22 protein-coding genes and 1 pseudogene are annotated in these 24,289 nt (G+C 74.5%); 10 read left to right on the forward strand and 13 right to left on the reverse strand.

Translation table 11 applies throughout. From position 1 onward, the window contains the following. Positions 1-6 precede the first annotated feature (6 nt). The 5 genes from AB0O19_RS25945 to AB0O19_RS25965 all read right to left on the reverse strand — a co-directional run bounded on the left by AB0O19_RS25945 (position 7) and on the right by AB0O19_RS25965 (position 4,681). Positions 7-1,464, reverse strand: coding sequence for a cytochrome P450 (locus tag AB0O19_RS25945; protein ID WP_363622803.1), 1,458 nt, complete (start codon positions 1,462-1,464; stop codon positions 7-9). Positions 1,465-1,549: 85 nt separating this feature from the next. Next, a complete protein-coding gene (locus tag AB0O19_RS25950) occupies positions 1,550-2,167 on the reverse strand; it encodes an ATP/GTP-binding protein (RefSeq protein WP_363587156.1) in 618 nt (205 codons plus the stop codon). Further along, entirely contained in the window at positions 2,148-2,510 is a 363-nt protein-coding gene (locus AB0O19_RS25955) for a DUF742 domain-containing protein (protein WP_063345928.1), read from the reverse strand. Before AB0O19_RS25955 ends, AB0O19_RS25950 begins: the two co-directional genes overlap by 20 nt. Positions 2,511-2,654: 144 nt before the next feature. Beyond that, positions 2,655-3,041, reverse strand: a complete 387-nt coding sequence (locus tag AB0O19_RS25960; RefSeq protein ID WP_208869028.1) for a roadblock/LC7 domain-containing protein — start codon at positions 3,039-3,041, stop codon at positions 2,655-2,657. Positions 3,042-3,058: 17 nt separating this feature from the next. Then, positions 3,059-4,681: an ATP-binding protein gene (locus tag AB0O19_RS25965; RefSeq protein WP_363622805.1), complete on the reverse strand. Its 1,623-nt coding sequence runs from the start codon at positions 4,679-4,681 to the stop codon at positions 3,059-3,061. A 444-nt stretch (positions 4,682-5,125) separates the two neighbouring features. Between AB0O19_RS25965 and AB0O19_RS25970 the strand changes: the two genes are divergently transcribed. The 5 genes from AB0O19_RS25970 (at position 5,126) to AB0O19_RS25990 (ending at position 10,780) form a co-directional block, all read left to right on the forward strand. Further along, entirely contained in the window at positions 5,126-5,815 is a 690-nt protein-coding gene (locus tag AB0O19_RS25970) for a Crp/Fnr family transcriptional regulator (RefSeq protein ID WP_363622807.1), read from the forward strand. A gap of 159 nt (positions 5,816-5,974) precedes the next feature. Next, positions 5,975-7,018: a hypothetical protein gene (locus tag AB0O19_RS25975; protein ID WP_363622809.1), complete on the forward strand. Its 1,044-nt coding sequence runs from the start codon at positions 5,975-5,977 to the stop codon at positions 7,016-7,018. Next, a complete protein-coding gene (locus AB0O19_RS25980) occupies positions 7,015-9,219 on the forward strand; it encodes a hypothetical protein (protein ID WP_363622811.1) in 2,205 nt (734 codons plus the stop codon). The genes AB0O19_RS25975 and AB0O19_RS25980 overlap by 4 nt, the downstream gene beginning before the upstream one ends. Then, positions 9,216-10,175: a hypothetical protein gene (locus tag AB0O19_RS25985; RefSeq protein WP_363622813.1), complete on the forward strand. Its 960-nt coding sequence runs from the start codon at positions 9,216-9,218 to the stop codon at positions 10,173-10,175. Before AB0O19_RS25980 ends, AB0O19_RS25985 begins: the two co-directional genes overlap by 4 nt. Further along, the gene (locus AB0O19_RS25990) at positions 10,172-10,780 is read left to right on the forward strand and encodes a Pycsar system effector family protein (RefSeq protein ID WP_363622815.1); all 609 of its coding nucleotides are present in this window, start codon (positions 10,172-10,174) and stop codon (positions 10,778-10,780) included. The genes AB0O19_RS25985 and AB0O19_RS25990 overlap by 4 nt, the downstream gene beginning before the upstream one ends. Before the next feature lie 62 nt (positions 10,781-10,842). Here AB0O19_RS25990 and AB0O19_RS25995 read toward each other — a convergent pair whose 3' ends face one another. Then, positions 10,843-11,538, reverse strand: coding sequence for a response regulator transcription factor (locus AB0O19_RS25995; RefSeq protein WP_363622817.1), 696 nt, complete (start codon positions 11,536-11,538; stop codon positions 10,843-10,845). A 26-nt stretch (positions 11,539-11,564) separates the two neighbouring features. Next, on the reverse strand, positions 11,565-12,749 hold the full coding sequence (locus AB0O19_RS26000) for a histidine kinase (protein WP_363622819.1): 1,185 nt from the start codon (positions 12,747-12,749) through the stop codon (positions 11,565-11,567). Between the two features lie 211 nt (positions 12,750-12,960). Between AB0O19_RS26000 and AB0O19_RS26005 the strand changes: the two genes are divergently transcribed. From AB0O19_RS26005 to AB0O19_RS26020, 4 genes are all read left to right on the forward strand, one after another. Then, on the forward strand, positions 12,961-13,893 hold the full coding sequence (locus AB0O19_RS26005; RefSeq protein WP_363622821.1) for an ABC transporter ATP-binding protein: 933 nt from the start codon (positions 12,961-12,963) through the stop codon (positions 13,891-13,893). A gap of 35 nt (positions 13,894-13,928) precedes the next feature. Then, positions 13,929-14,711 (forward strand): ABC transporter permease, encoded by a 783-nt coding sequence (locus tag AB0O19_RS26010; protein WP_363622823.1) that lies wholly within the window; start codon positions 13,929-13,931, stop codon positions 14,709-14,711. Positions 14,712-14,799: 88 nt separating this feature from the next. Continuing rightward, positions 14,800-15,966, forward strand: a complete 1,167-nt coding sequence (locus AB0O19_RS26015) for a HEAT repeat domain-containing protein (RefSeq protein ID WP_363622825.1) — start codon at positions 14,800-14,802, stop codon at positions 15,964-15,966. Beyond that, complete coding sequence (locus AB0O19_RS26020) at positions 15,963-16,256, forward strand: hypothetical protein (protein ID WP_363622827.1); 294 nt, start codon at positions 15,963-15,965, stop codon at positions 16,254-16,256. Before AB0O19_RS26015 ends, AB0O19_RS26020 begins: the two co-directional genes overlap by 4 nt. Positions 16,257-16,319: 63 nt before the next feature. Here the strand turns inward: AB0O19_RS26020 and AB0O19_RS26025 are convergent, their stop codons facing one another. Then, positions 16,320-18,689, reverse strand: a complete 2,370-nt coding sequence (locus tag AB0O19_RS26025; RefSeq protein ID WP_363622829.1) for a lamin tail domain-containing protein — start codon at positions 18,687-18,689, stop codon at positions 16,320-16,322. A gap of 304 nt (positions 18,690-18,993) precedes the next feature. Between AB0O19_RS26025 and AB0O19_RS26030 the strand changes: the two genes are divergently transcribed. Then, positions 18,994-20,445: a WGR domain-containing protein gene (locus tag AB0O19_RS26030; protein WP_363622830.1), complete on the forward strand. Its 1,452-nt coding sequence runs from the start codon at positions 18,994-18,996 to the stop codon at positions 20,443-20,445. A gap of 66 nt (positions 20,446-20,511) precedes the next feature. On the opposite strand, the gene AB0O19_RS26035 is transcribed toward AB0O19_RS26030, so the two are convergent. The 5 genes and pseudogenes from AB0O19_RS26035 to AB0O19_RS26055 form a co-directional block, all read right to left on the reverse strand. Further along, positions 20,512-21,519 (reverse strand): NADP-dependent oxidoreductase, encoded by a 1,008-nt coding sequence (locus AB0O19_RS26035; protein ID WP_363622832.1) that lies wholly within the window; start codon positions 21,517-21,519, stop codon positions 20,512-20,514. A 92-nt stretch (positions 21,520-21,611) separates the two neighbouring features. Further along, on the reverse strand, positions 21,612-22,052 hold the full coding sequence (locus AB0O19_RS26040; protein WP_363622834.1) for a nucleoside deaminase: 441 nt from the start codon (positions 22,050-22,052) through the stop codon (positions 21,612-21,614). Continuing rightward, a pseudogene (locus AB0O19_RS26045) lies at positions 22,049-22,411 on the reverse strand (LLM class F420-dependent oxidoreductase); the annotation flags it as partial. The gene AB0O19_RS26040 and the pseudogene AB0O19_RS26045, both read right to left, overlap by 4 nt. Positions 22,412-22,578: 167 nt before the next feature. Continuing rightward, the gene (locus AB0O19_RS26050; protein WP_363622836.1) at positions 22,579-23,616 is read right to left on the reverse strand and encodes an LLM class flavin-dependent oxidoreductase; all 1,038 of its coding nucleotides are present in this window, start codon (positions 23,614-23,616) and stop codon (positions 22,579-22,581) included. A gap of 209 nt (positions 23,617-23,825) precedes the next feature. Next, complete coding sequence (locus AB0O19_RS26055) at positions 23,826-24,215, reverse strand: SCO5389 family protein (RefSeq protein WP_363622838.1); 390 nt, start codon at positions 24,213-24,215, stop codon at positions 23,826-23,828. Positions 24,216-24,289 lie beyond the last annotated feature (74 nt).

Below are 24,289 nucleotides of genomic sequence, written 5' to 3' on the forward strand. Positions count from 1 at the left end.
GGGCCGTCAGCGCCGGAACAGGCCCGTCAACGCCCGCCACCAGCCGCGCCGCTGCGCCGGGATCCGGACGGCGGCCGGTGCCTCCGCCTCCTCCACCGCCGGCGACTCCACCGGCGCGGGTTCGGGTGCGGTGACGGCCGCCGGCTCCGGGGCGTCGACCGGCTTGGAGTCGGGGTGCGGCTCGATCTCGCGCGGGGTGAACTCCACCGGCAGCTCCACCAGGTGCCGGGAGATCCAGGCGGAGGTCCAGGTCAGCTCCTCCTCCGGCACGGCGAGCCGAAGGTCCGGCAGGAGGGTCAGCAGGATGTCGATCCCGGCCTCGGCGACGGAGCGCCCGATGTCCTGGCCGGGGCACTCGTGCGGGCCGGCGCCGAAGGAGAGGTGGGAGCGGTTGCCGTACAGCGGGGTGGCCAGATCGGGCCGGACGACCGGGTCGACGTTGCCGGCCGCGAGTCCGAGCAGCAGCAGGTCACCGGCCCTGATCTGCTGCCCGCCCAGCTCGGTGTCGACGGTCGCCCAGCGGCCGGCCACCAGCGACATCGGCGGGGAGTCCCACAGCACCTGGTCCAGCGCCTCGCCCAGGGTCATCTGACCGCCGGACAGGTGGGCGCGGAACCGGGGGTCGGTGAGCACCATCTTCAGGGTGTCCGCGATCAGGTTGACGGTGGTCTCGTTCGCGGCGAGCAGCACCACCCGCAGGTGCTCCATCACCTCGTCGTCGGTCAGCCCGGCCGGGTGCTCCATCAGCCAGGTGACCAGGTCGCCGCCCGGGTCCTCGCGCTTGGCGGCCATCGTCCGGCGCAGGCTCGCCACCACGTACTCGTTGCTGGCGATGGCCGTCTCGGTGCCCTTCATGAGGTCCCGGGCGGCGTTCACCAGCTGTGGTCCGTACTCGTCGGGCATGCCGAGCAGCTGGGTCATGACGAGCATCGGCAGGTGCTCGGCGAACTGGGTGACCAGCTCGGCCCGGCCGGTCTGCCCGACCACCTGGACCAGCTCGGTGGTGAACCGCCGGACGTGGCGGCGCACGCCGCGCCGGTCGAAGCGGTTCAGGCCGTCCAGCACGGCGCCGCGCAGCCGCCGGTGCTCCTCGCCGTCCGCGAACACGCACAGCGGCTGCCAGGCGATCACCGGCATCAGCGGCGAGTCCATCGGGACGTCACCGTCGCGGAACGCCGACCAGAGGCGGGAGTCTCGGGAGAACAGGGACGGCGAGCGCATCGCGGTGATGTTCGCGCCGTGGCCGAGGATCAGCCAGGCCGGGAGGTCCCCGTGCAGCAGGACCGGGGCCACCTCGCCGTGTTCGGCGCGCAGCTTCTCGTACAGGCCCGCCGGGTCGGCCTCGGCCTCCGGCCCGTACAGGCGCCGGACGCCGCCGGGGCCGAACGGTTCGAGGGCGCGCCCGTGGGCCGGGCAGCCGGGCGGCGGGGTGGGGGCGGCGTCATCGGGGAACGGGGTGCTCACGGGCTCTCCGGGGTCGGGTGGGGTCGGCGGGGCGGACGGGGGGTTCGGCTGGCGGGGCGCGCGGGCGGCCCCGGGCGGGCGGTCGTCAGCGGGTGGGCGGGACCGCGAGCTCGTACAGGTACCGCATCAGGGTCATCAGGGTGTCCCGGCTGGACTCGCGGCTGCGCGCGTCGCAGGCCACGATCGGCACCTCGGGCGGCAGGTCGAGGGCGGCCCGCAGCTCGTCGACCGGGTGCGCCGGCGCCTCCGGGAAGCCGTTGACGGCCACCACGAAGGGCACGCCGCGGTCCTCCAGCCTCCCGATCACCTCGAAGCTGACCTCCAGCCGACGGGTGTCCACCAGCACCACCGCGCCCAGGGCGCCCTCGAACAGGCCGTTCCAGAGGAACCAGAACCGCTCCTGCCCGGGGGTGCCGAACACGTACAGCACGAGCTGGTCGCTGATGCTGATCCGGCCGAAGTCCATCGCCACCGTGGTGGAGGTCTTGCGTTCGACCCCGGTGGGATCGTCCACGCCGACCCCCGCCTGGGTCATGGTCTCCTCGGTGGTCAGCGGGCGGATCTCGCTGACCGAGCCGACCAGCGTCGTCTTGCCGACGCCGAAGCCGCCCACGATCACCACCTTGACCGCCATCGCGACGGAGTCCGGCAGCAGGTCCGAGGCGGCCGGCCCGACCACCGTGTCAGAGCCTTTGAAGTCCATGGATCACCGCCTCCAACAGGGCACGGTCGGGAAGTTCCGCCTTGGGGACGGCGGCGCGGGCCTCGATCCGCCCGTCGTCGAGCAGGTCCGCCAGCAGCACGGTGACGACGCTGGTGGGCAGTTCGAGGTAGGCGGAGACCTCCGCCACCGAGAGCGGCGAGCGGCACAGCCGCAGGATGGCCGCGTGCTCGGGCTGCATGGTGGGCGTCGGCTCCGCGCGGGAGACGATCAGGGTGACCAGGTCGAAGACGCCCGGTCCGGCCGGGCCGCTGCGGCCTCGGGTGATCACGTACAGGCGGGCGGGGTCGGGACCGTCCCACCCGTCCTGGTCGGCCGTCGTCATGTGCCCGCCTCGCTGTGCTCGTTCATGTGCCCGCTCCGCGATGCCGGGTCAGGCGGTCGTGGTCCCGGTCGCGGTCGGGACCGGGACCGGGACCACGACCGGGACGGCGCACCGGCCGCCGCTGCGCCCGCCGCTCCGGCCGGTTCACGCGACCACCTCGGGGTTGCGCGGGGGAGTGGCCAGGTGCTCGCCGATCCGGGCGACCAGGTCGCGCATCTGCTGGCCCACCAGCCCGGCGTCGACTCCCTCGTCGGCGAGCACCGCGAGGTACGCGCGGGAGGCGGCCGCCATCAGGTAGAAGAAGCCGCCGTCCACCTCGATCACCACCAGCCGCATCGAGCCGTCGCCGTGCGGGAACTCCTGCCCCACCGCCGCGGCCAGGCTCTGCAGCCCGGCGCAGGCGGCGGCGAGCCGGTCGGCGGTGTCCGGATCGGTGCCGTGCTGGGCGATCCGGAGGCCGTCGCCGGAGAGCACGACGATGTGGCGGATGTACGGCACGCTGTCTGCGAGGTCCTTGAGGATCCAGTCCATGTTGCTGCGGTGCGGAATCACTGCTCGCCTTTCCCTGCCGTCTCTTCATTGGTCTGACCGGCCGAACTCGCGGCCGGCCCATGGCCGTTGATCCCCTCGGTGAACGCCTCCAGCCAGAGGCCGGGCTGTACCGGCTCCTTGGCGTGACGCCCTCCCGTCCCCGGGGCGGGGCCCGCGGCGGGCCCCGAGGCCGGGTTGCCGTACTGTCCGGCGGTCCGGGCCGATCCGGGGTAGCCCGCCCGGGGGGTGGGCGGGCGGCGCCGCCGTTGCGGCAGGCCGTTCGCGGTGCGCTCGGTCACCACCACCTCGTCGTCCCCCGGGCCCGGCCCGCTCGGCGCCCACGGGCCGGACGCCCCGATGGACGGTCCGACGGACGGTCCCGTCACGCCGGTCGCCGCCGCCCGCGCCCCCCACGGGGCCGCCGACTTGGACGGGTTCGCCGGGAGCGGCCGGGGGCCGGAGAACGCCCCGATCCCGTGCGCCCGCCCGGTCGGGGGCGCGGTGGTGACCAACTCCTGCGGCACCACCAGCACGACCCGGACGCCGCCGTAGGCGGAGCGGCGCAGCGAGATCTGGAAGCCGTACGCCTGGCACAGCCGGCCGACCACCGCGAAGCCCAGCCGGGGCGACTCGGTGAGGTCGTCCAGGTCCTTCGAGACCTGGGCCTCGCGCAGGCTGCGCTCGGCGCGGATCCGGGCCTCGTCGGTCAGACCGAGGCCGCCGTCCTCGATCTCGATCGCTATGCCGCTCTGCACCTCGGCGGCGCTCAGGTGCACGTGGGTGTGCGGCGGCGAGTAGCGGGTGGCGTTGTCGAGCAGTTCGGAGACGGCGTGGATCAGCGGCTCGACGGCCGGTCCGATCACCGACACCTGGGCCACCGGGTGCAGGTCCACCCGCTGGTACTCCAGGATGCGCGACATGCCGCCGCGCAGCACGCTGTAGAGCGCCACCGGCCTGGTCCACTGACGGCCGGGGCGGGCGCCGGACAGGACGGCGATGCTGTCGGCGAGGCGGCCGGTCAGCGCGTTGCCGTGGTCCAGGCGCAGCAGGTCGTCGAAGACCGCCGGGTCGTTGCCGTGCCGGTCCTCCATCTCGCGCAGGTCCTTGGCCTGCCGGTGGATGATCGCCTGCACCCGGCGGGCGATGTTGACGAAGGCCCGCTCGGCGGAGTCGCGCCGGTTCACCTCGTCGTCGACGGCGACGATGATCCCGCGCACCACCGACTCCAGCGCGCCCCGGAACTTCGGTGCGGCCAGCGGATCGCGCACCTGGTACGACCGGGCCAGGCTGTCCATCGACGCGCCGTACCGGGCCCGGGCCACCAGCCTCGGCAGCTCCTCCTTCGCGAGCCGCACGGCCTCGGCCTCCTGGCCGGCCAGCCGCCGCTGTAACTCGCCCACCTGCCGGGCGTGCTGCTCCCGCAACGCGGCCAGCGCACGCCCCCGGCGGGCCGACTCGGCGGCCACCACGGCCACCAGCACCGTGCCCGTCGCCCCGCACCAGAGCACCTCCGCACGGACCCCGGCGGACACCACCGCCGCGGCGGCCGCCACGGCCGCCGCCATCACGGCGGTGGGCAGCAGCCACCCGAGCAGGGGCGCGGACGGCCGTCTGGCGGGTGATGATCCAGCTCGAAGCATTCTCGGCATCCTCAAACGATCGGAACAGTACGGGGACGGGCGACGGCCGGCGCCGGAGGCATGGTGATGCAGCATAGCCAAGTTCAGGACAATCCTGACGGAAGTTCAAGAATCCAGCTGTACAGCCGACTTGTCCTGCCGTGCCGGACATGCCGGACATCTCGCACACCAGTCTCAGCCCCGGCCGGCCGCCGTCCCGCCACCAGGCTTCTCGCCCCGCCCCGCCCGCACCGCCAACCCGCCCCGGATTCGCTCATGCGAAGGGTTTCTTCGCCAATTCCCCACCCCGAAAGATGAGTTCGTGCTACAGCGGCGCCTCCTGCGCTGGCCCCGACCGGACCACCCCCCTCCCGGGGACCGCCACCACCGGGGCGCCCAAGGGAAATTCCGGCGGGAGACCGCATCCGTCTGCGCACCCGCCGTGGCGCCTCCTAAGGTCAGCGCATGAACGATCACGGCCGAACGGTGGACCCCCTGGGTCAGACCCTGCGCCGACTCATGGGTGAAGCGACCTGGAACAGCATGCTGGCGGAGGCCTTCGAGCGCCGGCATCCGATCGGCGCCACCCTGCTGCGCCAGGCGGAGCCGGGAACGCACGTGCTCGCGCTGCTGAGCGGGGTGGCGAAGGTGACCCGACGGGAGCGCACCGGAGACGTCAGACTGCTGGCGTTCCGCGGCCCCGGTGAACTGCTCGGCGAGGTGGCCGTGCTGGACGACGGGGCCCGTTCGGCGAGCGTCCAGGCGATCTCGGACTGTACGGTCGCGGTCCTCGCCAAGGCCGCGTTCCTGCGGTTCGTCACGGACCGGGACCTGTTCCCGGTGATGGTGCGCTACGCCATCGGCAGGCTGCGGGAGTCGGACCTCGCCCGCGGCGGCGGCGACATCGTGGCCCGGCTGGCGGGCGCCCTGGCCACCCTGGCCGACGTCTCCGCGGACCCGGCGGGGCCGCCGGGGCGGCGCACGGAACTCGCCCTGACCCGCGACGAACTGGCCCAGCACCTCGGGGTGTCCCGGAACACCGTCACCGCGGGCCTGGCTGAACTCGGCTCCCACCAGGTCCACGCCGGGCGGAAGTCCATCGTCATCGGCGACCTGTCCGCGCTCCGGCGGGTGGCCCGCGGGGCGCGTGACTGACGCGGCGCCGGTCCGTTCGGAGGGTCCGCCGCGCGACTGATGCCACGTCAGTTCGCGTGACGGGCGTCACCAGGTTTCCGCACTGAGCGAGCACACCGCACGGCGCGCGCTCGCGAAGCTTGGGGCACACGGTCCGCACCGGAACCACAAGGAGCACAGATGTCGCAGTCCGACCAGCCGATGCCCGAGGCCAGCGCCCTGCCCTACAGCCGGAGCCGCCAGCTGCCGCCGTACCGGGGCATCGTGGCCGTCGACGCCAAGGACTTCACCGGCTACCCGGCCATCGAGCACGGCATGATCAGCCAGGCCGTCCCGCAGGTCCTCCAGTGGTCCTTCGAGCGCGCCGGGCTCGCCGAGGTCTGGCACGGTCGCCGGTTCCCCGCCTCCACCGGCGACGGCTACGTCTTCGGCTTCGACCCGGCATGGATGCCGTTCCTGATCCACCCGTGGCTGCACACCCTCCAGGAGGTGCTCACCGAGTTCAACGTGAACTCGGTCGGGACGGTACGGATCCGGCTGCGGGTCAGCCTCCACATCGGGCCGCTGCCCGACTCCGGCGGCGAGTTCGACGGCAACGGCACGCCCCGCAACGACACCCACCGCCTGCTCGACTCCCGCCCGGTGAAGGCCATGCTGGCCGCCTCCAACGAGAGCATCACCCAGGTCGCCGCCATCCTGTCCGACCGCTGCTACGACGACGCGGTGGCGGGCGGATTCACCGGCCGCCACCCCGACCACTTCATCGAGGTGCCGGCCACCGTCGAGGGCAAGCGGTTCGACCAGCGGGCCTGGCTGTACGTACCCGCGCCCTCGGGCAACCTCTACGACCGCCGCATCCTGGGCGACGCCGTGGTCGGGGAGCACGAGCGGGCGCAGGCCGCGGCGGCGGAGCCGGCGGCCGGGCAGGCGGACGGTGGCCGCGCGGGGAGCGGGCCGGTGAGCTACCGGGCCGACGGCGGAAACGTCAACGGCGGCGGCACGGTGCACGGCGGCCAGCACGTCACCAACGTGGAGGGCGGCCAGCAGGTGACCAACGTGGAAGGCGGCCAGCAGGTCACCAAGGTGCGCGGCGACTACGCCGGGCGCGACTTCGTGCGCGGCGACTCCTTCGGGGGCGACTACGTGGCGGGCCACAAGGCCGGTACGGTCCACGGCAACCAGGGCGACACCTTCCACGGTGACAAGAAGGAGCGCCGCCGGTGAGCGCCGAGGACCGGGCCTCCGCCGACGGCGCGTCCGGCGGCGGCCCGTCCGGCGACCGCCCCGGCGACCCGACGCCCGACCGGGACGGGACCGCGTCCGGATATCCGGACCCGGACGACGCCGACGACTTGGCCGACCTCGACCGGGACTTCCCCGGCCGGCGCTATGTCATCTACGCCCCGAACGGCAACATCAACACCGGCGCGGTGCACGGGGACCAGCGCGTCGAGAACGCCGGCGCGACGTCCACCCCTGGCGGCCCGCACGTGGAAGCGCACGAAGGCCCGATCTCCGCACTGGAGATCCTGGACGCGCGGGCCGGCTTCGCCCGGCCCGAGTGGTTCCCGTCGGCACTGCGGCAGTTGGACACCGGCCTGCTGTTCCTGGCGGGCGAGCCCGGCACCGGGCGCCGCACCGCGGCCCTCAACCTGCTGTTCCAGCACAGCGGGCACAGCACGAAGCTGCGCGCGCTCGACAGCGACGAGGACCTGTCCACCTGGCGCCCCCGCGACGCCGAGGCCCGCGGGTACCTGGTGCACGGCCTGCTGCCCACCCTCCAGCTCGGCCCGGCGGTGGTCGCCAACCTCCGCCGCCTGCTGGCGGACGCGAAGGCGCGCATGGTGGTCATGCTGCCGCACGACCCGGACCTGCTCCGCAGCCTCGCCCGCGACCTGGACCTCACCCCGGTGCGCTGCGTGCCCCCGCCGCCCGGAGCGGTCTTCGAGGCCCGCCTGGAGGCTGCCGTCCCCGACCCCGACCGGCGCCGACGCCTACTGGAGCGGCTGCGGCCGGGGCTGGACGACCTCCTGGCGTCGGAACTGGTCCCCGCCCAGGTCGCCGAACTGGTCGCCGAGGTGGCCAGGGCCGGCGACGAGGGCCCCGACCTCGCCGATCTCCGCAGGCGGCTCAGCTTCCTCGCCGAGAAGGAGGTCCCCGACCTGCTGAAGAAGCTGCGCGACGACCCGGACGGACTCGCCTTTCTGCTGGCGACCAGCGTCTTCGAAGGACTCGACCACCGGATCGTCCGGGACGAGGCCGACCGCCTGCTCAAGCTGGCCGACGGCCGTCTCGACGCCGTCCTGCCGACGGGCGGTGACGACGGCCAGACCGGTGGGGTGAGCCGGGAGGCCCCCCGCCCGAACCCGCGGTTCGTCTTCCGGCGGTCACTGGACGAACTCCTGGCGACCGTCCGCGCCGAGTGCGCGCCCGGCGAGATCCGGGCGACCTCCCGCTACACCTACACGGTGGAACCGGTGCGCTTCACCCGGCACCGCCAGGCCGAGACGGTGCTGCGGCACGTCTGGCGGCAGTACGGCGAGCTGTCCGGGCTGCTGACCGAGTGGATGGACGCCGTCCCGGGTACGGACCCCGAACTGGCCGCGCCCCTGGGCCGGGTGATGGGACTGGCCGCCGGCTGGGGCGGCGGCCGGCGCGCCCTGCGCGACATCGTCAAGCTGGCCCGGTCCGACCGTCAACGCAGCCGCCGCACCGCCGCGTTCGCGCTGGGCATCGCGGCGCTGGACCCGGTGCTGGCCGGAGAGGTCAAGTACCGCTTGAGGAGCTGGAGCCACGAGGTCGGCTGGCAGGCGCGGTCCACGGTCGCCTACGCCTGCGGCGAGGAATTCGGGACGTCCCGCCCGGAGCTCGCGCTGTCGCTGCTGCGGGGGTGCTACCGGGGGCGGGAGGGAGACGAGAGGGCGGTCGCCACAGCCGTCGACGCGGCGTTGTGGGAGCTCTTCGCCTCAGGTAACCAGCCGGTCGTCCTGCGCGAATTGATGGACTGGACGGACCGCCCGGGGCGCGGGGCCGAACTCGCGCTCCGGACCTTCCCCCGACTGCTGTGGGACCGCGCCTGGTTCCAGGCCCAGTTGATCACCGTCGGCGAGTTCACCGACACCGTGATCACCTTCATCCGGCTCTCGCTCAACGACGACGACCTCTTCGGCGAGACGCGCAGCGCACTGCTCTCCTGGTGTGCCTCGGCGGTCTGGAACGAACCGCTGCGCGCCGCCGTGGAAACGCTGCTGACCGCGCTCGCCCAGGAGATGAGCCTCGGCGAAATGCGCCTGTTCGTCGAGATCGACGGCGACGACAACCCCGACCTGGCCGGACGGCACATCGTCCAGCACGCCCTGGACGCCTGGCGCCGGGGCGAACCGCAGCCGTACCGGCCCGCCCCTGCCGATGGAGGAGCCCGATGACCGCCGACAGTGATCCGCCCGTCTACGCCCGCGCGACCCAGGCGCCGTGGCGGGAGATCCTGCGCCACCGCTGGTCCGGGCGGCGCGACCGCGCGCTCGTCCTGCTGGACCGGGACGGCCTCTACCACCAGGTGGGGCACCGCCGCCGCGCCCGCGCCGACGAGGACCCGGACCTGGAGGGCCCGGTGGCCGTCCGGACGGGCCTGCGCGGATTCGACGAGGCGTACCTGGTCGAGCTGGACGAGCGGTCCGGGACCCGGGCGGTCGGCCTGTCGACCCCGTACGGCACGAAGTCGGTGGACGTCCACGTCCTGTGGTGGGTGCACGACGCCGTGAACGTCGTGCGGGCGCGGACCGTGCGGGGCTGGCTGCCGGTCCGCAAGGATCTCGAACAGCGTCTGCGCCAGCTCAAGGAGCAGTTCGCCACCGCCGGGCACGGGCTGGCCGAGGCCGAGCTGATGCACTACCTCGCGACGCCCCACCTCCTGCCGCACTGCGGCCTCGGCTACCGCGTCACGGACGTGTCCGCCCGGGAGCACGACGCCGAACTGCGGCTCGGGGAGCCGGACGGGGCCGACGTGCCCTACAACTGGATGGACAAGAGCGAGGACGAGTACGCGTTCTGCCGCCGGGCCGTTCAGGAGGGCCCGGTGTCGCTCGCGGCGCTCTGGCTGGCCAGACACCCGGACCAGGTCCGGGAGGTCCTGGACTGGGCGGTCGGCCACGCCGAACTGCTCCGGGGTGAGACCACCTGGCAGGACCAACTGGCTCTCATGCTCGGCAAGTTGAGCGAGCAGGAGAGGCAGGAGCTGTCCCGGATGCTGCGCGACCGCCTCATCGCGCTCGGACGGCGGGTGCCGGGCCCCGGGCCGCAGGGCACCGGGCCGGAGTTCGTCAAGATCCGCTCGCAGGCCAACGGCTGGGCGGGCGGCGTGGCGAACGGGAGCCCGGTGTGACCGCCGCCGGCATACCCGGCGGCCGGGCGCCGACCGCCTCTACCGCCGCCTCTACCGCCGCCTCTACCGCCGCCTCGGACGCCGCCCCGAGCCCGTCGGCGGTGGCGGCGATCGAGCGCCTGGTGGCCGCCAACAGCATGGAGCTCACCCGGGCCGACGCCAAGGCCGCCGTGTTCCTGGCGTTCACCGGCGCGGTCCTCGGGGTGTTCATCCCGCTGGGCGGGGGCGGGGGCGGGGGCGGGGGCGGGAGCGGCGGCGGATCCGGGCCCCGGGCCTGGGCGGTGCCGTTCCTGTGGTGGAGCGCGGTGGCGAGCGCGCTGTTGGCCGTCGCCTGCTTCGTGGCCGCCCTCGTTCCCCGGTACCGGAAGGGCGAGCGGCAGGCCCCGGCCAGCCCGGCCTACTTCGGGCACATCGCGCCGGGTGCCGGGGTGGACCGGCTGCGCCGTGTCTTCGAGCTCGGGGGCCGTGATCCGGTGGGGGCGCTGTTGTCCTCGCTGGCCGGGACCAGCGCGATCATCCGGGCGAAGTACCGCTGGATCGAGGCCGGTACCGCCGTGCTTCTCCTCGCGCTGCCCCAGTTCGCGCTGACCCTCCGGCCGGCCTGAGGCGCGGCCTGGGGCGCGGTCCCGTCCACGGTCCGCCCCAGGGCTCCTGGGGCGGACGGCCGTCAGGATTCGACGAGGGCTGCGCGGAAGGCGGTGATCACCAGGTGCACGCGATCCCGGGCGGCGAGCTTGGCCAGCAGGTGGCCGACGTGCGTCTTGACCGTGCCGGTGCTGACGGACAGCTGCTCGGCGATCTCGGCGTTGGTCAACCCGCGACCGATCAGCGTCAGCACCTCCAACTCCCGCCCGGTGACGGCGCGCAGGACCCGCTCCCGCTCGCCGCCGCCGGGCGCGGCGTTCGCCGGTTCGGCGGCGGGCCGGGCGGCGAACTCGCGGATCAGCCGGCGGGTGACGCTCGGGGCCAGCAGCGCCTCCCCGGCGGCGACCACCCGGATCGCGGTCAGCAGTTCCTCGGGCGGGGTCGACTTCAGCAGGAAGCCGGACGCCCCCGCGCGCAGCGCGCCGTAGATGTACTCGTCGAGGTCGAACGTGGTGAGGATCAGGATCCGCACGGCGCTCTCGGCGGTGATCTGCCGGGTGGCCGCCAGGCCGTCCGTGCCCGGCATCCGGATGTCCATCAGCACCACGTCCGGCTGCCCGGCGCGGGCCAGCCGGACGGCCTGCGCGCCGTCGGCGGCCTCGCCCACCACCTCGAAGCCGTCGGCGGCGGCCACGATCCCGGCCAGACCCGCCCGCACCAGGGTCTGGTCGTCGGCCACCACGACCCGGATCGGCGGGCCGACGGGCGCCACGGTCACGACGTCTCCCGTCACTGTGTCTCCCGTCATGAGGCCGCCCGCCCGCCCGCGTCGGCCAGCGGCAGCACGGCGCGCACCCGGAACCCGCCGCCCGGCAGCGGCCCGGCCTCCAACCGGCCCTCGTACAGCCCGACCCGCTCGGCCATCCCCGCCAGTCCGTGCCCGCCGACCCCGACCGGCCCGCCGCGCCCGGCGTCGCTCACCTCCAGCACCAGCGCCCCCTCCTCGAACTCCACGGCGACCCGCGCCTCGGCCGCGTGCGCGTGCTTCACCACGTTGGTCAGCGCCTCCTGGACGATCCGGAACGCGGACAGCTCGACCCCGTCGGACAGCTCCCGGACCACGCCGCCGACCCGCAGCTCCACCCGCACCCCGGCCTCGGCGCTGCTCGCCACCAGCCGGTCCAGATCGGCCAGCCGGGGCGCGGGCGCGAGCCCGGCCCCGTCGGCGCCGCGCAGGACGGTCAGCAGGCCGCGCATCTCGACCATCGCGTCCCGGCTCACCGCCTGGATCGCGGCCAGCGCCTGCTCGGCCTGCGCCGGATCCCGCCCGATCACGAAACGACCGTACCCGGCCTGGACGTTGACCACGCTCATGCTGTGCGCGATCACGTCGTGCAGCTCCCGGGCCAGCCGGATCCGCTCCTCGGCCAGCTCCGCCGTGGCCAGGTCGACCTGGTGCCGGCGCAACTCGGCGCCGTACGCCCGGTAGCGGGCCACCGCGCAGCCGAGCGCCCACGCGGTGACGACCCCCAGCGCGGACAGCACGAGGTTGTTCCACAGCTCCCGCGACCCGAACCGGCTCAGCCCGGCCCCGACCAGGCCGAACGCCAGGACGGTGAGACCCAGCCGCATCGGCCCGGCGGCCGCGACCAGGTAGACGACCATCGCCGCCGCGACCACCACCAGGAACCCGGCCAGGTTGGCGATCGTCAGCTGCCCGGCCACCGCGACCACCACCACCCAGGCGGCGAACACCACCCCGGCCGCGGCCACCGGCGCGAGCCGGCGCAGCCCGGCGGCCACGCCCACCGCCACCACGCACACCAGCACCGTCACCAGCTCCGCCGACGTCGGCTTCGGGTAGCCGCGGTGGTGCGGGTCGAACACCCGGTAGGCGTCCAGCACCCGGGACCAGGTGAGCACGGTCAGGGCCGGCGAGACCGTCAGGTCGACCGCGACCCAGTGGCCCGGGCGCAGCCTCCTGGTCACCGGTGGATGCGGAGCACGGGGCATTTCCCCAGGCTAGCGGCGGCCCCCGCGCCCGGCATCGCCCTGTGGACCTACGACCACGGGCAGAGGCCGGCCCCGCCGAACGCCGTGATTTCCGCCCACGGCGGGACGCCCCGCCCCGGGCCCGGGCGGGAGCGTGGAGCCCGCGTCGGCCCCCTCGGCCGACCAGGAGACCCGGAAAGGCACCACGATGATCGAGGTACGCGACCTCACCAAGCGCTACGGCGGCGCCGTCGCCGTGGACGGGCTGACCTTCACGGTCCGGCCGGGACAGGTCACCGGCTTCCTCGGGCCGAACGGCTCGGGCAAGTCCACCACGCTGCGGATGATCCTCGGCCTGGACGCCCCGACCAGCGGGCGAGTGACCGTCAACGGCCGGCCGTACGCGGCCCTGCGCCACCCGCTGCGGGAAGTCGGGGCGCTGGTCGACGCCGGCGCCGTCCACCCTGCCCGCTCCGCCTACCACCACCTGCTCGGCATCGCCGTCACCAACGGCATCGGGCCGGCCCGGGTCCGCGAGGTGCTGGCCCGCACCGGCCTGGAACAGGCGGCCCGCCGCAAGGCCGGGCGGTTCTCCCTCGGAATGAAGCAACGCCTCGGCATCGCCGCCGCCCTGCTCGGCGACCCGCCCGTCCTGCTGCTCGACGAACCGGTCAACGGGCTCGACCCGGAGGGCGTGCACTGGATCCGCACCCTGCTGCGCGACCTGGCCGCCGAGGGCCGGACCGTCCTGCTCTCCTCGCACCTGATGAGCGAGACGGCCGCCACCGCCGACCACCTGGTGATCATCGGGCGCGGCCGGCTCGTCGCGGACCGCCCCACCGCCGACTTCCTCGCCGAGAACGCGCGCACCGACGTCCTGGTCCGCTGCGCCCGGCCGGCCGAACTGGCCCGGCTGCTGCGCGCCGCCGGGGCAGCCCCGGTCACCGAGGAGTCCGGCGGGGCACTGGCCGTCGGCGGCCTGGAACCGGCGGCGATCGGCGAGCTGGCCGCCGCGCACGGCCTCGGCGTCCACGAACTCACCGTCCGGCAGGCCTCGTTGGAGCAGGCGTTCCTGGACGCCACCGGCGAGGCCGTCGACTACCGCGCCACCACCACTACGTCCGGAAAGAGGACCGCATGACCGCCCCCACCGGTACGTCCGGAAAGGAGGACCGCATGACCGCCCCCACCACCCGGGGCGCGCTGGCCGGCGAGTGGGTCAAGTTGCGCAGCGTCCGCGCGACCCCGCTCACCGCCGCCGTCGCGCTCGCCGCCGCCCTGTTCATCGGCCTGATCGACTACGGCAGCGCCGCCGACAACTGGGACGTCTGGACGGCCGACCAGCGCGAGCGCTTCGATCCCGTCCGCTACGGCTTCTCCGGCGGCTTCTACGTCGCCGTCCTGGCGATCGGCACGCTGGGCACCCTGGCCGCCTCCAGCGAGTACACCACCGGCCAGATCCGCGGCACCCTGGCCGCCGTGCCCCGGCGGGGCCAGGTGCTCGCGGCCAAGGTGCTGGTGGTCGGCGGGGTGTCGGCGCTGCTCGGGCAGTTGCTGGCGTTCCTGACCTTCCTGCTCGGCCGACGGGCCCTGGCCGGGAAGCACCTGGCGGTGTCGCTCGGCGACCCGGGCGTGGCGCGCGCGGTCGTCGGCTGCGGCGTGTTCCTGTCCGTCTTCGCCCTGCTCGGCCTGGCGCTCGGTTTCCTGGTGCGCCACACCGCGGGCGCCGTCGCCGTGCTGTTCGGCCTGTTCTTCCTCTCGCCGATGCTGCTGGCGCCGCTCGGTGACGGCGCCACCCGGTTCGGCCTGCAGAGCGTCTTCGAGGGCCTGGGCAGCACCGTCGCCTCCGTGGGCGGCACCGACCGGCTCGGCGCGGCCGGCTGCCTGGCCACCCTCGCCGGCTACCTCGCCGTCGCCCTCACCCTGGCCGCCCTCAGCCTGACCCGCCGGGACGCCTGACCCTCCCGCCAGGACGCCTGACCCGCCGGGAGGCCTGAGCACTGCGGGACGCCCGAGCGCTGTCGGTGGCGGCTGCGATGATCCGCCCATGGACATCGCCCACGCCCTCGACGGACTCGACGCCCACCCCTGGGCGTCCGTCTCGCACGCCTACGGACCCGCCGAAGACCTGCCCGGCCTGCTGCGCGCGCTCGTCGCCGGTGGCGAGCAGGCCGACGAGGCGCTCGCCGAGCTCTACTCGTGCATCCTCCACCAGGGCTCGGTGTACACCGCCAGCGCGGACGCCGTCCCCTATCTGGCCCGGATCGCGGCGGCCGGCTGCGGGACGGTCGAAGTCCTGGGCCTGCTCGGCGGGTTGGCCGAGAGCGAGGGCGAGTGGGGCGGAGCACGGGGCGGGGAGCGGGGCGGCGGCGGGGAGGGCCCGCCCGCTCCCGTCCGGGCCGCCGTCGTCGGCCAGCTCCCGCTGCTGCTGCCGCTGCTGGCGGACGGGAGCGCCGCCGTCCGGCAGGCCGCCGCCTGGGCCGTCGGCCAGACCAGGGCCGTCGAGCCCGCCCTGCCCGGGCTGCGCCGCCGCTGGGCGAGCGAGACCGACCCCGTCGTCCGCGGTGAACTGCTCACCGCCCTCGGCCGGTTGGACCGGTCCGCAGCCGCCGCCGAGGCCGGGCCGCTGCTGGGCGAGGACACGCCGTCGCCGCTGCGTCTGGCCGCCGTCCTCGCCGGGTTGGACGCGGGCGAGCCGTGGACCGGCGCCCACCACGCCGCCGTCCTCGCCCTGCTGCCCGCCGACCCGGTCGCCGCAGACCGGTACGACCTGGACCGCCGGGAGCCGTTGCGCGCGATCACCGAGGAACTGCTGCTGCGCGAGACGCCCGCCGACCGCGACGCCGCCTACGCCCTGCTCGACCGGGCCCTGCGCGACGAGCGCCCGGAGGTGCGGGCCGAGGCCGTCTGGGCGGCCGACCACGCCTGCCAGCTGTCCCGCAGCGCGCCCCGGCGGCTGCTCCCGGCGCTCGCCCGGCTCGTCGCCGACCCCGACGTGGTGCACCTGCTCGGCAACCTCGGCCCGGCCGCCGCCGAGGCCGCCCCGGCGCTGGCCGCCCGGGCCGCGCAGGCCGAGGACGGGCCCGCCGACCAGGCCCTGGCCGCGCTCGTCCTGATCGCGCCCCGGACGGCGGCCCCGCTGCTCGCCCGTGCGCTGGGCCGGCCGCCCGCCCGCTCACCGCCAGGCTCGACGGGCTGCTCGCCGACCGGGTGAAGGCCCCGGCCGCCGTGCTGGCCCTCCTCGCGGTGGCCGACGGCGCCGCCCTCGACCGCGGCCGCCTGGCCGAGGCCGCCCTTTGTGCGGCCGAGACCGAGTCGGACCTCCGGGGCGCGGGCGAGGCCCTGGCGGCCCTGGGCACCACCGCCCTGGACGACGGTCAGCGCCGCCGCCTCGCGGACCTCGCCGGGCGCGACCGCCGGATCGTCGGGGGCTGCTTCGCGGGCGCCGGCATCCGTGACGACGAGGCCCTGCGCGCCCTGCTGGCCGCCGTGGCCGGAGGCTGAACGGCGAACGCGGTGCCGGCCTCCCCGTCCGGCGGGAGGCCGGCACCGCGCCGGTGTCGTGCGTCAGGGCAGCGGGATCCGCACGACCTGCGGGTCGTGGTCGCTCAGCTGGGTGCTGAACTCGCTGTTGATGTGCACGATGTCGTAGCTGTACGGCTTCGCCGCCAGCGCGCCGGAGATGAGGATGTGGTCCAGCACCTGGGAGTTGCCCTCGTACACGTAGGTGTAGCGCTCGGGCAGCGGCAGGGTGCGCGGCAGGTCGGTCAGCGAGCCGCCGGCGGTGAGGATGTCGGCGGTCTGCGAGAACTCGAAGTCGTTGAGGTCGCCGAGCACGATGACCGCCGCGTTCGGGTCCACCGCCAGGATCTGGTCGGTGAAGTTCTTCACCGCCGTCGCCTGGTTGTGGCGCTGGGTCTCGGACGGGTGCGCGGGCGGCTGGTAGCGGCCGAACAGAGGCTGGTCGCCGCCCTTGGAGTTGAAGTGGTTGGCGATCACGAAGACCGGCTTGCCGTTCCAGCGGAACTCGCCGGCGAGCGGCTTGCGGCTGGAGTTGAACGCCGTGTTGGTCGGGTCGATCCGGCCGGGGGAGTAGGCGAGTTGGGGCGTGCCGCCGTTGTTGACCACCGAGTCGGCGGTGGTGGAGCCGGCGCCGGGGCGGTCGGTGAAGCTCAGGCCGCGGTCGGTGCGGAACAGGAACACCTGGCGGATGTTGCCGCCGGGCTGGCCGCCGTCCTGGCCGTCCACCGGGTCGATCTGGCGGTAGGAGTAGGCCGGGCCGCCGGCCGCCGAGATGGCGGCGGTGAGCTTGGCGAGGGTCTGGTCGGGGGCGGTGGTGCCGTCGTCGGTGGGGCCGCTGTTGTCCTGGATCTCCTCCAGGGCGACGAGGTCGGGCGAGCGCAGGTTGGTGACGATGCCCGCCGCGAGGCCGTCGAACTTGCTCTGCGGGTCGGCGGGGGAGAGGTTCTCCACGTTGAAGGTGGCGGCGGCGAGCTGGCCGGCCGTCGGGGCGGCGGTGACCTCGGGGGCGAGGTTGCCGGAGGTGACCGCCGGAGTCGCGGTGACCTGGAGCTTGAAGTTGCCGAAGGAGTAGTCGAGCACGCCGACGGTCGCGCCGGTCAGGGTGTCGCCGACGTTGGCGGCGGGGGTGGGCGCGAGCGCGTTCGCCAGGGTCACCCGCTCCGGGTTGCCGTCGCCCGCCTGGAGCAGGATGCCGCCCCGGTTGGTGCGGGTGGTGCTGCCCGGGGGCACGACGGGGAGTTCGCCGTACTTGTTGCTGGGGCCGACCACGGCCGCGTTGTCGATCTCGACCCGCATGCCCTCCAGCGAGGCCCAGAAGTCGAGGCCGTCGGTGGCGGGTTGGTAGTTCCCGGCGGTCTCGACGTCCCCGCCGGTGACGCTGGAGATCACCGCTGCCGGGGGCACCCGCCCGCCGGGGCCGACCAGGGTGGGCGCGGGCAGCGGCGCGTTGTGGGCGAGCACCGTGACGCTGGGCGCGGTGAGTTCGGTGATCGACAGGTTGGTGGTGCCGCCGCTGCCGCCGGGGCGGTACTGGCTGACGGTGGCGCTCACGGTGACGGAGTCGCCGACCGCGACGGTGGGCGCGCCGGCGGTGTAGACGTAGACGCCCTCGCTGGTGCCGGGGTCGTTGTCGGGCTGCGGGTCCTGGTACCAGAAGCCGTTGGGCCCGACGGCGGTGACCACGCCGGGCACCGCGCTCACGGCGCTGCCGGCGAGCGGGGAGGTGCGGGCCGCGCCCTGGATGTCGTGTATTCGGGCGCCGGTGGTGGTGCCGCCGCCGGTGGACGCGGAGTTGCGCGGCGTCGGGGCGCCGATGGTGAAGTCCGCCGCGTTGTTGTCGGTGTCGGTGGCGCCGCCGCCGACGCGCAGGGCGGCGGTGGCGTTGGACAGGTTGCCGGTCGGCGAGCCCTCGGCGGAGCTGGCGCTCGACCCGTAGCCGACCAGGTCCTTCACCCCGGGCTGCGTCGCGCAGCCCGAACCGCAGGTCAGCGCCGTGCCGTTGGTGACCAGCGCGACCTTGCCGGAGGTCGCGGCCAGGTTGAGGGTCCCGGTGGCGTCCGGCGTCGGCAGCGCGGCTCCCGTCCCGGCCCCGGCGGCCTCCTGCACCAGGAGGAAACGCCCCGGCGCGATCGTGCCGGACAGCGTGGTCCGCCCCCAGGACGTGCCGCCCGCCGAGGCGTACTGCACCGTCCAGCCGGTGACGGACACCGGCGCGGTGCCGCGGTTGTACAGCTCGATGAAGTCGTTGGCGTACGGGGCTCCGGAGTTGCCACCCCCGCCGTACACCTGGCTGATCACCACGTCGGGTGACGCCGCCTGGGCGACGCCGCCGGGCAGCGCCAGCAGCGCCCCCACCACGGCTGCGGCGGACGCCCCCGCCATCGCTCTGCGCCGGACTCGCTGGGTACTCCGCATGAGCTTCCTCCTGACGGCCGCTCGGGCTGGTGGGCCCGGCGGTCTGAGCACGGACAAGAAAGTTCGGGCGCTGCGGTTCTAGCAACGCCACCCGATCCCTACCGTGCGCGGCGGGCGACGGCCAGATGTACGGCGGAAGAATGGTTCGTGAGGCGACAAGTGGGAGGCGGGGTTCCGGGCAGCCCGGCGGGACGCGTTGTCAGTGCCGGGCCTTAGGTTGGGGGTTGTCGGCGAGCGGGGCCGCGAACAGGCCCCGCCCCGCCTCCCGTCTCCGTTGCCCGAGAACCCGAAAGGGGACTTCGTCGTGTCCGTCGCCGTGGAAGAGCAGGTCACCTACCTCGAACTGTCCGAGGAGGAGGGGAGCGCGCACAAGTTCTACGAGGTGCGGCTCGCCGGCAGTACGGTGACGGTCCGCTACGGGCGGATCGGCGAGGAGGGGCAGGCCAAGTCCACCAGCTTCCCGAGCGCCGAGAAGGCCGCCGCGTCGGCGGCCAAGAAGATCGGCGAGAAGGTCCGCAAGGGCTACGCGCCGGCCGTCCAGGGCGTGCGCCAGCGCCGGGCGGTGACCAGGCGGCAGCTCGTCAGCACCCGTTCGACGGCGAACCAGGCGCCGCTGCTGTGGCGGTTCCGCTCCGGCTCGCCGGCCTTCGGCGTCTTCGTCGGCGAGGAGCACGCCTGGGTCGGCAACGAGCGCGGCGACGTCTACACCCTCACCCACGACGGCGAGGTCACCGCCCGGTTCGGCCTGCCGGACGGCGTCAAGTGCATCGTCGCCGACGACTGGTGGATCTACGCGGGCTGCGACGACGGCAAGGTGTACGACCTGGGCGGCAAGGTCCCCCGGGTGGCGTACGAGATAGCCGAGGACGTGGACATCTTCTGGCTCGACATCCACGACGGCGTCCTGGGCGTCGCCGACGAACGCGGCGGGCTGACCACCGTCGACCACGAGGACGAGTTCCAGTGGCGCCGCAAGGCCGAGGGCCGCTCCGGTTGGATGGTGCGCTGCGACGCGGACGGCGTCTACCACGGCCACTCGCGCGGCGTCGCCCGCTACGCGGCGCGCGGCGGCGACCAGGTGTGGCACACCGCGACGAAGGGCGAGGTGCTGTTCGGCTGGCAGGAGGCCGACGAGGTGTTCGCCGGCACCGGGCGCGGCTGGGTGCACCGGCTGCGCAAGTCGGACGGCTCCGAGGTCGCCGCCTACCGCTGCGACGCCGCCGTGTTCTCCTGCGCGGCCTCCCCGGACGGCGAGTACGTCTTCGCCGGGGACAACCACTCCTCGGTGTACTGCTTCGCCGCCGACGGCACCCGGCTGTGGAAGCTCGCCACCGGCTGCGGCTCCGCGTACAGCATGCAGTACCGGGACGGCCGGCTCTACCTGGTGACCACCGACGGCTCGCTCGCCTGCCTGGACGCGAGCGAGCAGGCCGTCCGGGCGGCCGAGGCCGGGACGCTGCCGGCCACCGCCGAGGTGCGCGACGCGGGCTGGGAGGCGGTGCGGCCGGGCACGGCCCTGGAGACGGTGGTCGTCGGCACCGGCGGCCTGCCCGGCGGCGGGATCGAGGTCGAGTGCGTGCAGGACGGGGCCCGGCTGCGGGTGCGGGTGGTGTCGGCGGGCTTCGACCCGGGCCGGCGGGTGCAGTTCCCGAAGGACATCCGGGTCGCCGGGGCGCGGTACCTGGTCGCCGAGGTGCGGGAGTCCGCCTCGGGCGGCTTCTACCGGGCGCGCGGCGAGATCAAGCGCCTGCTCTGAACGCCCCCGGTGCGGCGGCGGCGGACGTCCCGTCGCCGCCGCACCGGGCCCGGCTCAGGCCGGAGTTCAGCTCAGCCGCAGCACCAGCTTGCCGGTGTTCTCCCCGCGGAAGAGCATCCCGAGGACCGCCGGGAAGTCGTCCACCGTCCCCTCCACCACGTGCTCCTTGACCTTGATCCGGCCGTCCGCGATCCAGCCCGCGAGCTCCCGGGCCGCCTCCGGGTAGCGGGGCGCGTAGTCGAACACCACGAAGCCCTCCATCCGGGCCCGCCGCACCAGCAGTGACAGGTAGTTGGACGGGCCCTGCACGGCGGTCTCGTTGTTGTACTGGCTGATCGCTCCGCAGAGCACCACCCGGGCGTGCATCGCGAGCCGGGTGAGCGCGGCGTCCAGGACGTCCCCGCCGACGTTGTCGAAGTACACGTCGATGCCGTCTGGCGCGTGGTCGCGCAGCGCCTTGCGGACGTCCTCGGAGTGGTAGTCGATCGCCGCGTCGAAGCCCAGTTCCCCGGTGAGCAGCGCGCACTTCTCGGGGCCGCCCGCGATGCCGACCACCCGGCAGCCCTTGATCCTGGCGATCTGCCCGACCAGGCTGCCGACGGCCCCGGCGGCGCCGGAGACCACCACGGTCTCGCCCTCCTTGAGCGCCCCGACGTCCAGCAGCCCGAAGTAGGCGGTCATCCCGGGCATGCCGAGCGCGCCGAGGTACGTCGACAGCGGCGCGAGCGCGGGGTCGACCTTCAGCGCGCCCTTGCCGTCCGAGACCACGTACTCCTGGACGCCGAAGCTGCCGACCAGGTGGTCGCCGACGCGGAACTTCGGGTGGTCGGACTCGACGACCTCGACCACGGACCCGGCCCGCATCACCTCGCCCAGCCCGACCGGCGGCAGGTAGGACGGCCGGTCGTCCAGCCACCCGCGCATCGCCGGGTCCAGCGACACGTACCGCGTCCGCCCCACGAACTGCCCGGGCCCGGCCGCCGGCACCGGCTCCGACCCGTGTGCCCAGTCCTCCGCCCGCACCTCCCCGACCGGACGGCGGGCGAGGCGGATCTGACGGTTGGTCGCGGTCATGACGTCTCCTGGGGGCGCGCGGGCCTGCACTGGACGCCCGAGTCTAAGCAAGCGCTTAGTCATCTGACCAGTGCCCGCCCGGCGCGTCGACGTCAGGGGCCTGGCCGGTAGTGGGCGTCGAGGGGTGCGCGCGCCTCGTCGAACAGGGCCGGGCCGTCCTGGGCCACCGTCGGCCAGGCGCCCGACTGCGGGTTGAGTTCGACGAGTTGCTCGGTGGAGAGCGCGGAGACCACCCGGCCGAGGTCGGAGCGGACGATGCCGCCGGCGCACATGCCGCAGGGCTGGCAGCTGGTGTGGAGGGTGGTGCGGGCGGCCAGGTCCGGGTCGAGTTCGCGGGCCGCCCAGCGGGCGAGCTTCAGCTCCGGGTGGGCCGTGATGTCGTCGTCGCGCCGCACCGTGTTGTGCGCCTCGGCGAGGATCGCGCCGTCCGGGCCGGCCAGCAGGGAGCCGTACGGTGCGTCGCCCAGGGCGACCGCCCGGGCCGCGAGGGCGACGGCGCGCCGCAGGAGGGTTTCGTCGGCCAGGGTGATCACGGGCGGGCCTTCCAGTGGGTGGCCACGGTGGTGAGCGCCCGCCAGGCCGCGCGGGGCCGACGGGTCTCCTCCGGATCGCCGTGGTAGGGGTCGAGGACGACGGTGTCCGCGCCGAGCAGCCGCAGCTGGTCGAGGTCGTCGAGGACCTGCTCGACGGTGCCGACCCCGGCGGGCCGCTCGGGACCGTCGACCGGCGCCTCGGTGATCCGCAGGGCGATGCGGGGGGAGAACCCCGGCAGCGAGTGCGCCGCCAGGATGGAGCGCATCAGGGGAAGGGGGAGTCGCAGCGGGTGCCAGGCGTCGCCGAACCTGACCGCGCGTCGGATCGCCGCCCCGCTGTGGCCGCCGACCCAGACGGGCGTCGGGGCGCCGTGGCTCCCGGTCCCCGTCCTCGTCCTCGTCCCCGTCCCCGTCCCCGTCCCCGTCCCCGTCCCCGTCCCCGTCCCCGTCCCCGTCCCGGTCCCCGTCCCCGTTCCCGGAGCCTCCGGACGCCAGGCGTCCCGCAGCGCGCCCAGGTACTCGTCGGTCAGCCGCGTCCGGTCGAGGGCTGCCAGCCGAGGGCGGGGCCGAGGCGGGTGGCGAGGTCGGTGAGGATCTGCACGTAGTCCTGGTGGTCGAAGGTGAAGGGCAGGGCGAAGGCGACCTCGTCGACCTCCTGGTAGCCGGCGTGGGCGTGCAGCCGCTCGGCGATCTCCTCGGACGGGCCGACCAGGTCGGGCGCGAACACCATCCGGGCCGGGCCCTGCGGGGCGAGGGTGCGCGGGGCGCGGGCGAGGGCGTACGCCTGGTACTTGGCGCGCTGTTCGGGGGTGGCGCCGTCGGTGGGGATGACGACGAGGCCCTGGGAGACGCGGGCGCGCTCGCCGTCGGGGTGCTGGGCGCGGAAGGCGCGGATCTGGGTGCGCTGGATCTCGGCGAAGTCCTCGGACTCCCCGGGCTCCCCGGCCTTGACGATGCTGCTGGTGAGCAGGTTGAGCCCGTGCTCGCCGGCCCAGCGGGCGGAACGCAGGCTGCCGGCGCCGTACCAGAGCCGGGAGGCGAGGCCGGGGGAGTGCGGCTGGACCCGGCGGGAGTACACCTCGATGCCCTCGGTGCCGGCGAACTCGGAGGCGGGTTCGCCGCGGACGAGGCCGAGGAGGCGCTCGGCGCGACCGGTCCCGAAGTCCTCGTGCTCGCCGGTGTCGGGGTAGAGCGCGCCGCGGACCCGGTCGTAGTGGGTGGGCGGGCCGACGCTGAAGCCGGGGTTGAGGCGGCCGCCGGACAGGATGTCGACGGTGGCGAGGTCCTCGGCGAGGCGCAGCGGGTTCTCCCAGCCGAGCGGGGTGACGGCGGTGCCGAGGTGGATGCGACTGGTGCGCTGGGAGGCGGCGGCGAGCACGGCGACGGGGGAGGAGATCCCGTACTGGAGGTGGCGGTGGCGCAGCCAGGCGCTGTCGAAGCCGAGCTGCTCGCCGAGGGTGATGAGGTCGAGGGTGGACTCGTGGCCCCGGCGCGGGTCGGTTTCGTCGAACAGCCCGATGGTCAGGAAGCCGAGTTTCCGCAGCGGTCGTGGGGTCGGCGGCATGGTGGGTGGCTCCGGGTGGTGTGAGGCGGCCCCGGGAGGGCCGGGCGGGTGGTGCCCGTCGAACGTACGCAGGCGGCTCGCGTCCCCACAAGATCGGCGCGGGATCGGACATCGGCACGCAACACGGCGCAATCCCGCCTCCACATCGACCCGGTACGGGGCGCGGCGGGCCCCCTCCCCCGACGGGGCCCGCCGCGCGTCCGGGAGGGTCAGCAGCTGCGCAGCTCCGGGCTCTGGTTGCGGATCTGGTTGTGCAGCGAGGTGAACTCGCGGTAGGCGTCGCCGTCCTCGGTGCCGGGGCGGAAGGCGCCGACGCGGTGGCAGTTGACGAAGGCGAGCTTGACGCCGAAGTGGTCCTCCAGGCTGCCGCGGATGGCGTTGCTGGCGAGCGCGCGCAGCAGCTGGGCGCGCTCCTCGTCGGTGGGCGTGGTGTTGTCGGTGGTGAACTCGTCCTCGGTGGCGCTGAGTTCGGTGCTGAGCCCGGCGACGACCTGGTAGGCGTAGGGGAGGGAGGTGCGGACGGTGTCGAGGAAGTCGGCCTGGTTGACCCGGCCGTGCTCGGCCTGGGCGAGGAGGGCGGGGGAGACGTCGAGCGACATGGGTGTCCTCTTTCGCGGAGTCTGGTTATCGAAGATGAAAACCATTGCAAGATGGACTGTCGGCGATGTCCGGA

Source organism: Kitasatospora sp. NPDC091276, assembly GCF_040684355.1.
Classification (GTDB): domain Bacteria; phylum Actinomycetota; class Actinomycetes; order Streptomycetales; family Streptomycetaceae; genus Kitasatospora.

What these genes read in the sequence shown, in the direction of transcription:
- AB0O19_RS25950 (WP_363587156.1), bottom strand. Translation starts at nt 2,167, where the DNA reads ATGGACTTCAAAGGCTCTGACACGGTGGTCGGGCCGGCCGCCTCGGAC.
- AB0O19_RS25955 (WP_063345928.1), bottom strand. Translation starts at nt 2,510, where the DNA reads ATGACGACGGCCGACCAGGACGGGTGGGACGGTCCCGACCCCGCCCGC.
- AB0O19_RS25960 (WP_208869028.1), bottom strand. Translation starts at nt 3,041, where the DNA reads ATGGACTGGATCCTCAAGGACCTCGCAGACAGCGTGCCGTACATCCGC.
- AB0O19_RS25965 (WP_363622805.1), bottom strand. Translation starts at nt 4,681, where the DNA reads ATGCTTCGAGCTGGATCATCACCCGCCAGACGGCCGTCCGCGCCCCTG.
- AB0O19_RS25970 (WP_363622807.1), top strand. Translation starts at nt 5,126, where the DNA reads ATGAACGATCACGGCCGAACGGTGGACCCCCTGGGTCAGACCCTGCGC.
- AB0O19_RS25975 (WP_363622809.1), top strand. Translation starts at nt 5,975, where the DNA reads ATGTCGCAGTCCGACCAGCCGATGCCCGAGGCCAGCGCCCTGCCCTAC.
- AB0O19_RS25985 (WP_363622813.1), top strand. Translation starts at nt 9,216, where the DNA reads ATGACCGCCGACAGTGATCCGCCCGTCTACGCCCGCGCGACCCAGGCG.
- AB0O19_RS26005 (WP_363622821.1), top strand. Translation starts at nt 12,961, where the DNA reads ATGATCGAGGTACGCGACCTCACCAAGCGCTACGGCGGCGCCGTCGCC.
- AB0O19_RS26010 (WP_363622823.1), top strand. Translation starts at nt 13,929, where the DNA reads ATGACCGCCCCCACCACCCGGGGCGCGCTGGCCGGCGAGTGGGTCAAG.
- AB0O19_RS26015 (WP_363622825.1), top strand. Translation starts at nt 14,800, where the DNA reads ATGGACATCGCCCACGCCCTCGACGGACTCGACGCCCACCCCTGGGCG.
- AB0O19_RS26025 (WP_363622829.1), bottom strand. Translation starts at nt 18,689, where the DNA reads ATGCGGAGTACCCAGCGAGTCCGGCGCAGAGCGATGGCGGGGGCGTCC.
- AB0O19_RS26035 (WP_363622832.1), bottom strand. Translation starts at nt 21,519, where the DNA reads ATGACCGCGACCAACCGTCAGATCCGCCTCGCCCGCCGTCCGGTCGGG.
- AB0O19_RS26050 (WP_363622836.1), bottom strand. Translation starts at nt 23,616, where the DNA reads ATGCCGCCGACCCCACGACCGCTGCGGAAACTCGGCTTCCTGACCATC.
- AB0O19_RS26055 (WP_363622838.1), bottom strand. Translation starts at nt 24,215, where the DNA reads ATGTCGCTCGACGTCTCCCCCGCCCTCCTCGCCCAGGCCGAGCACGGC.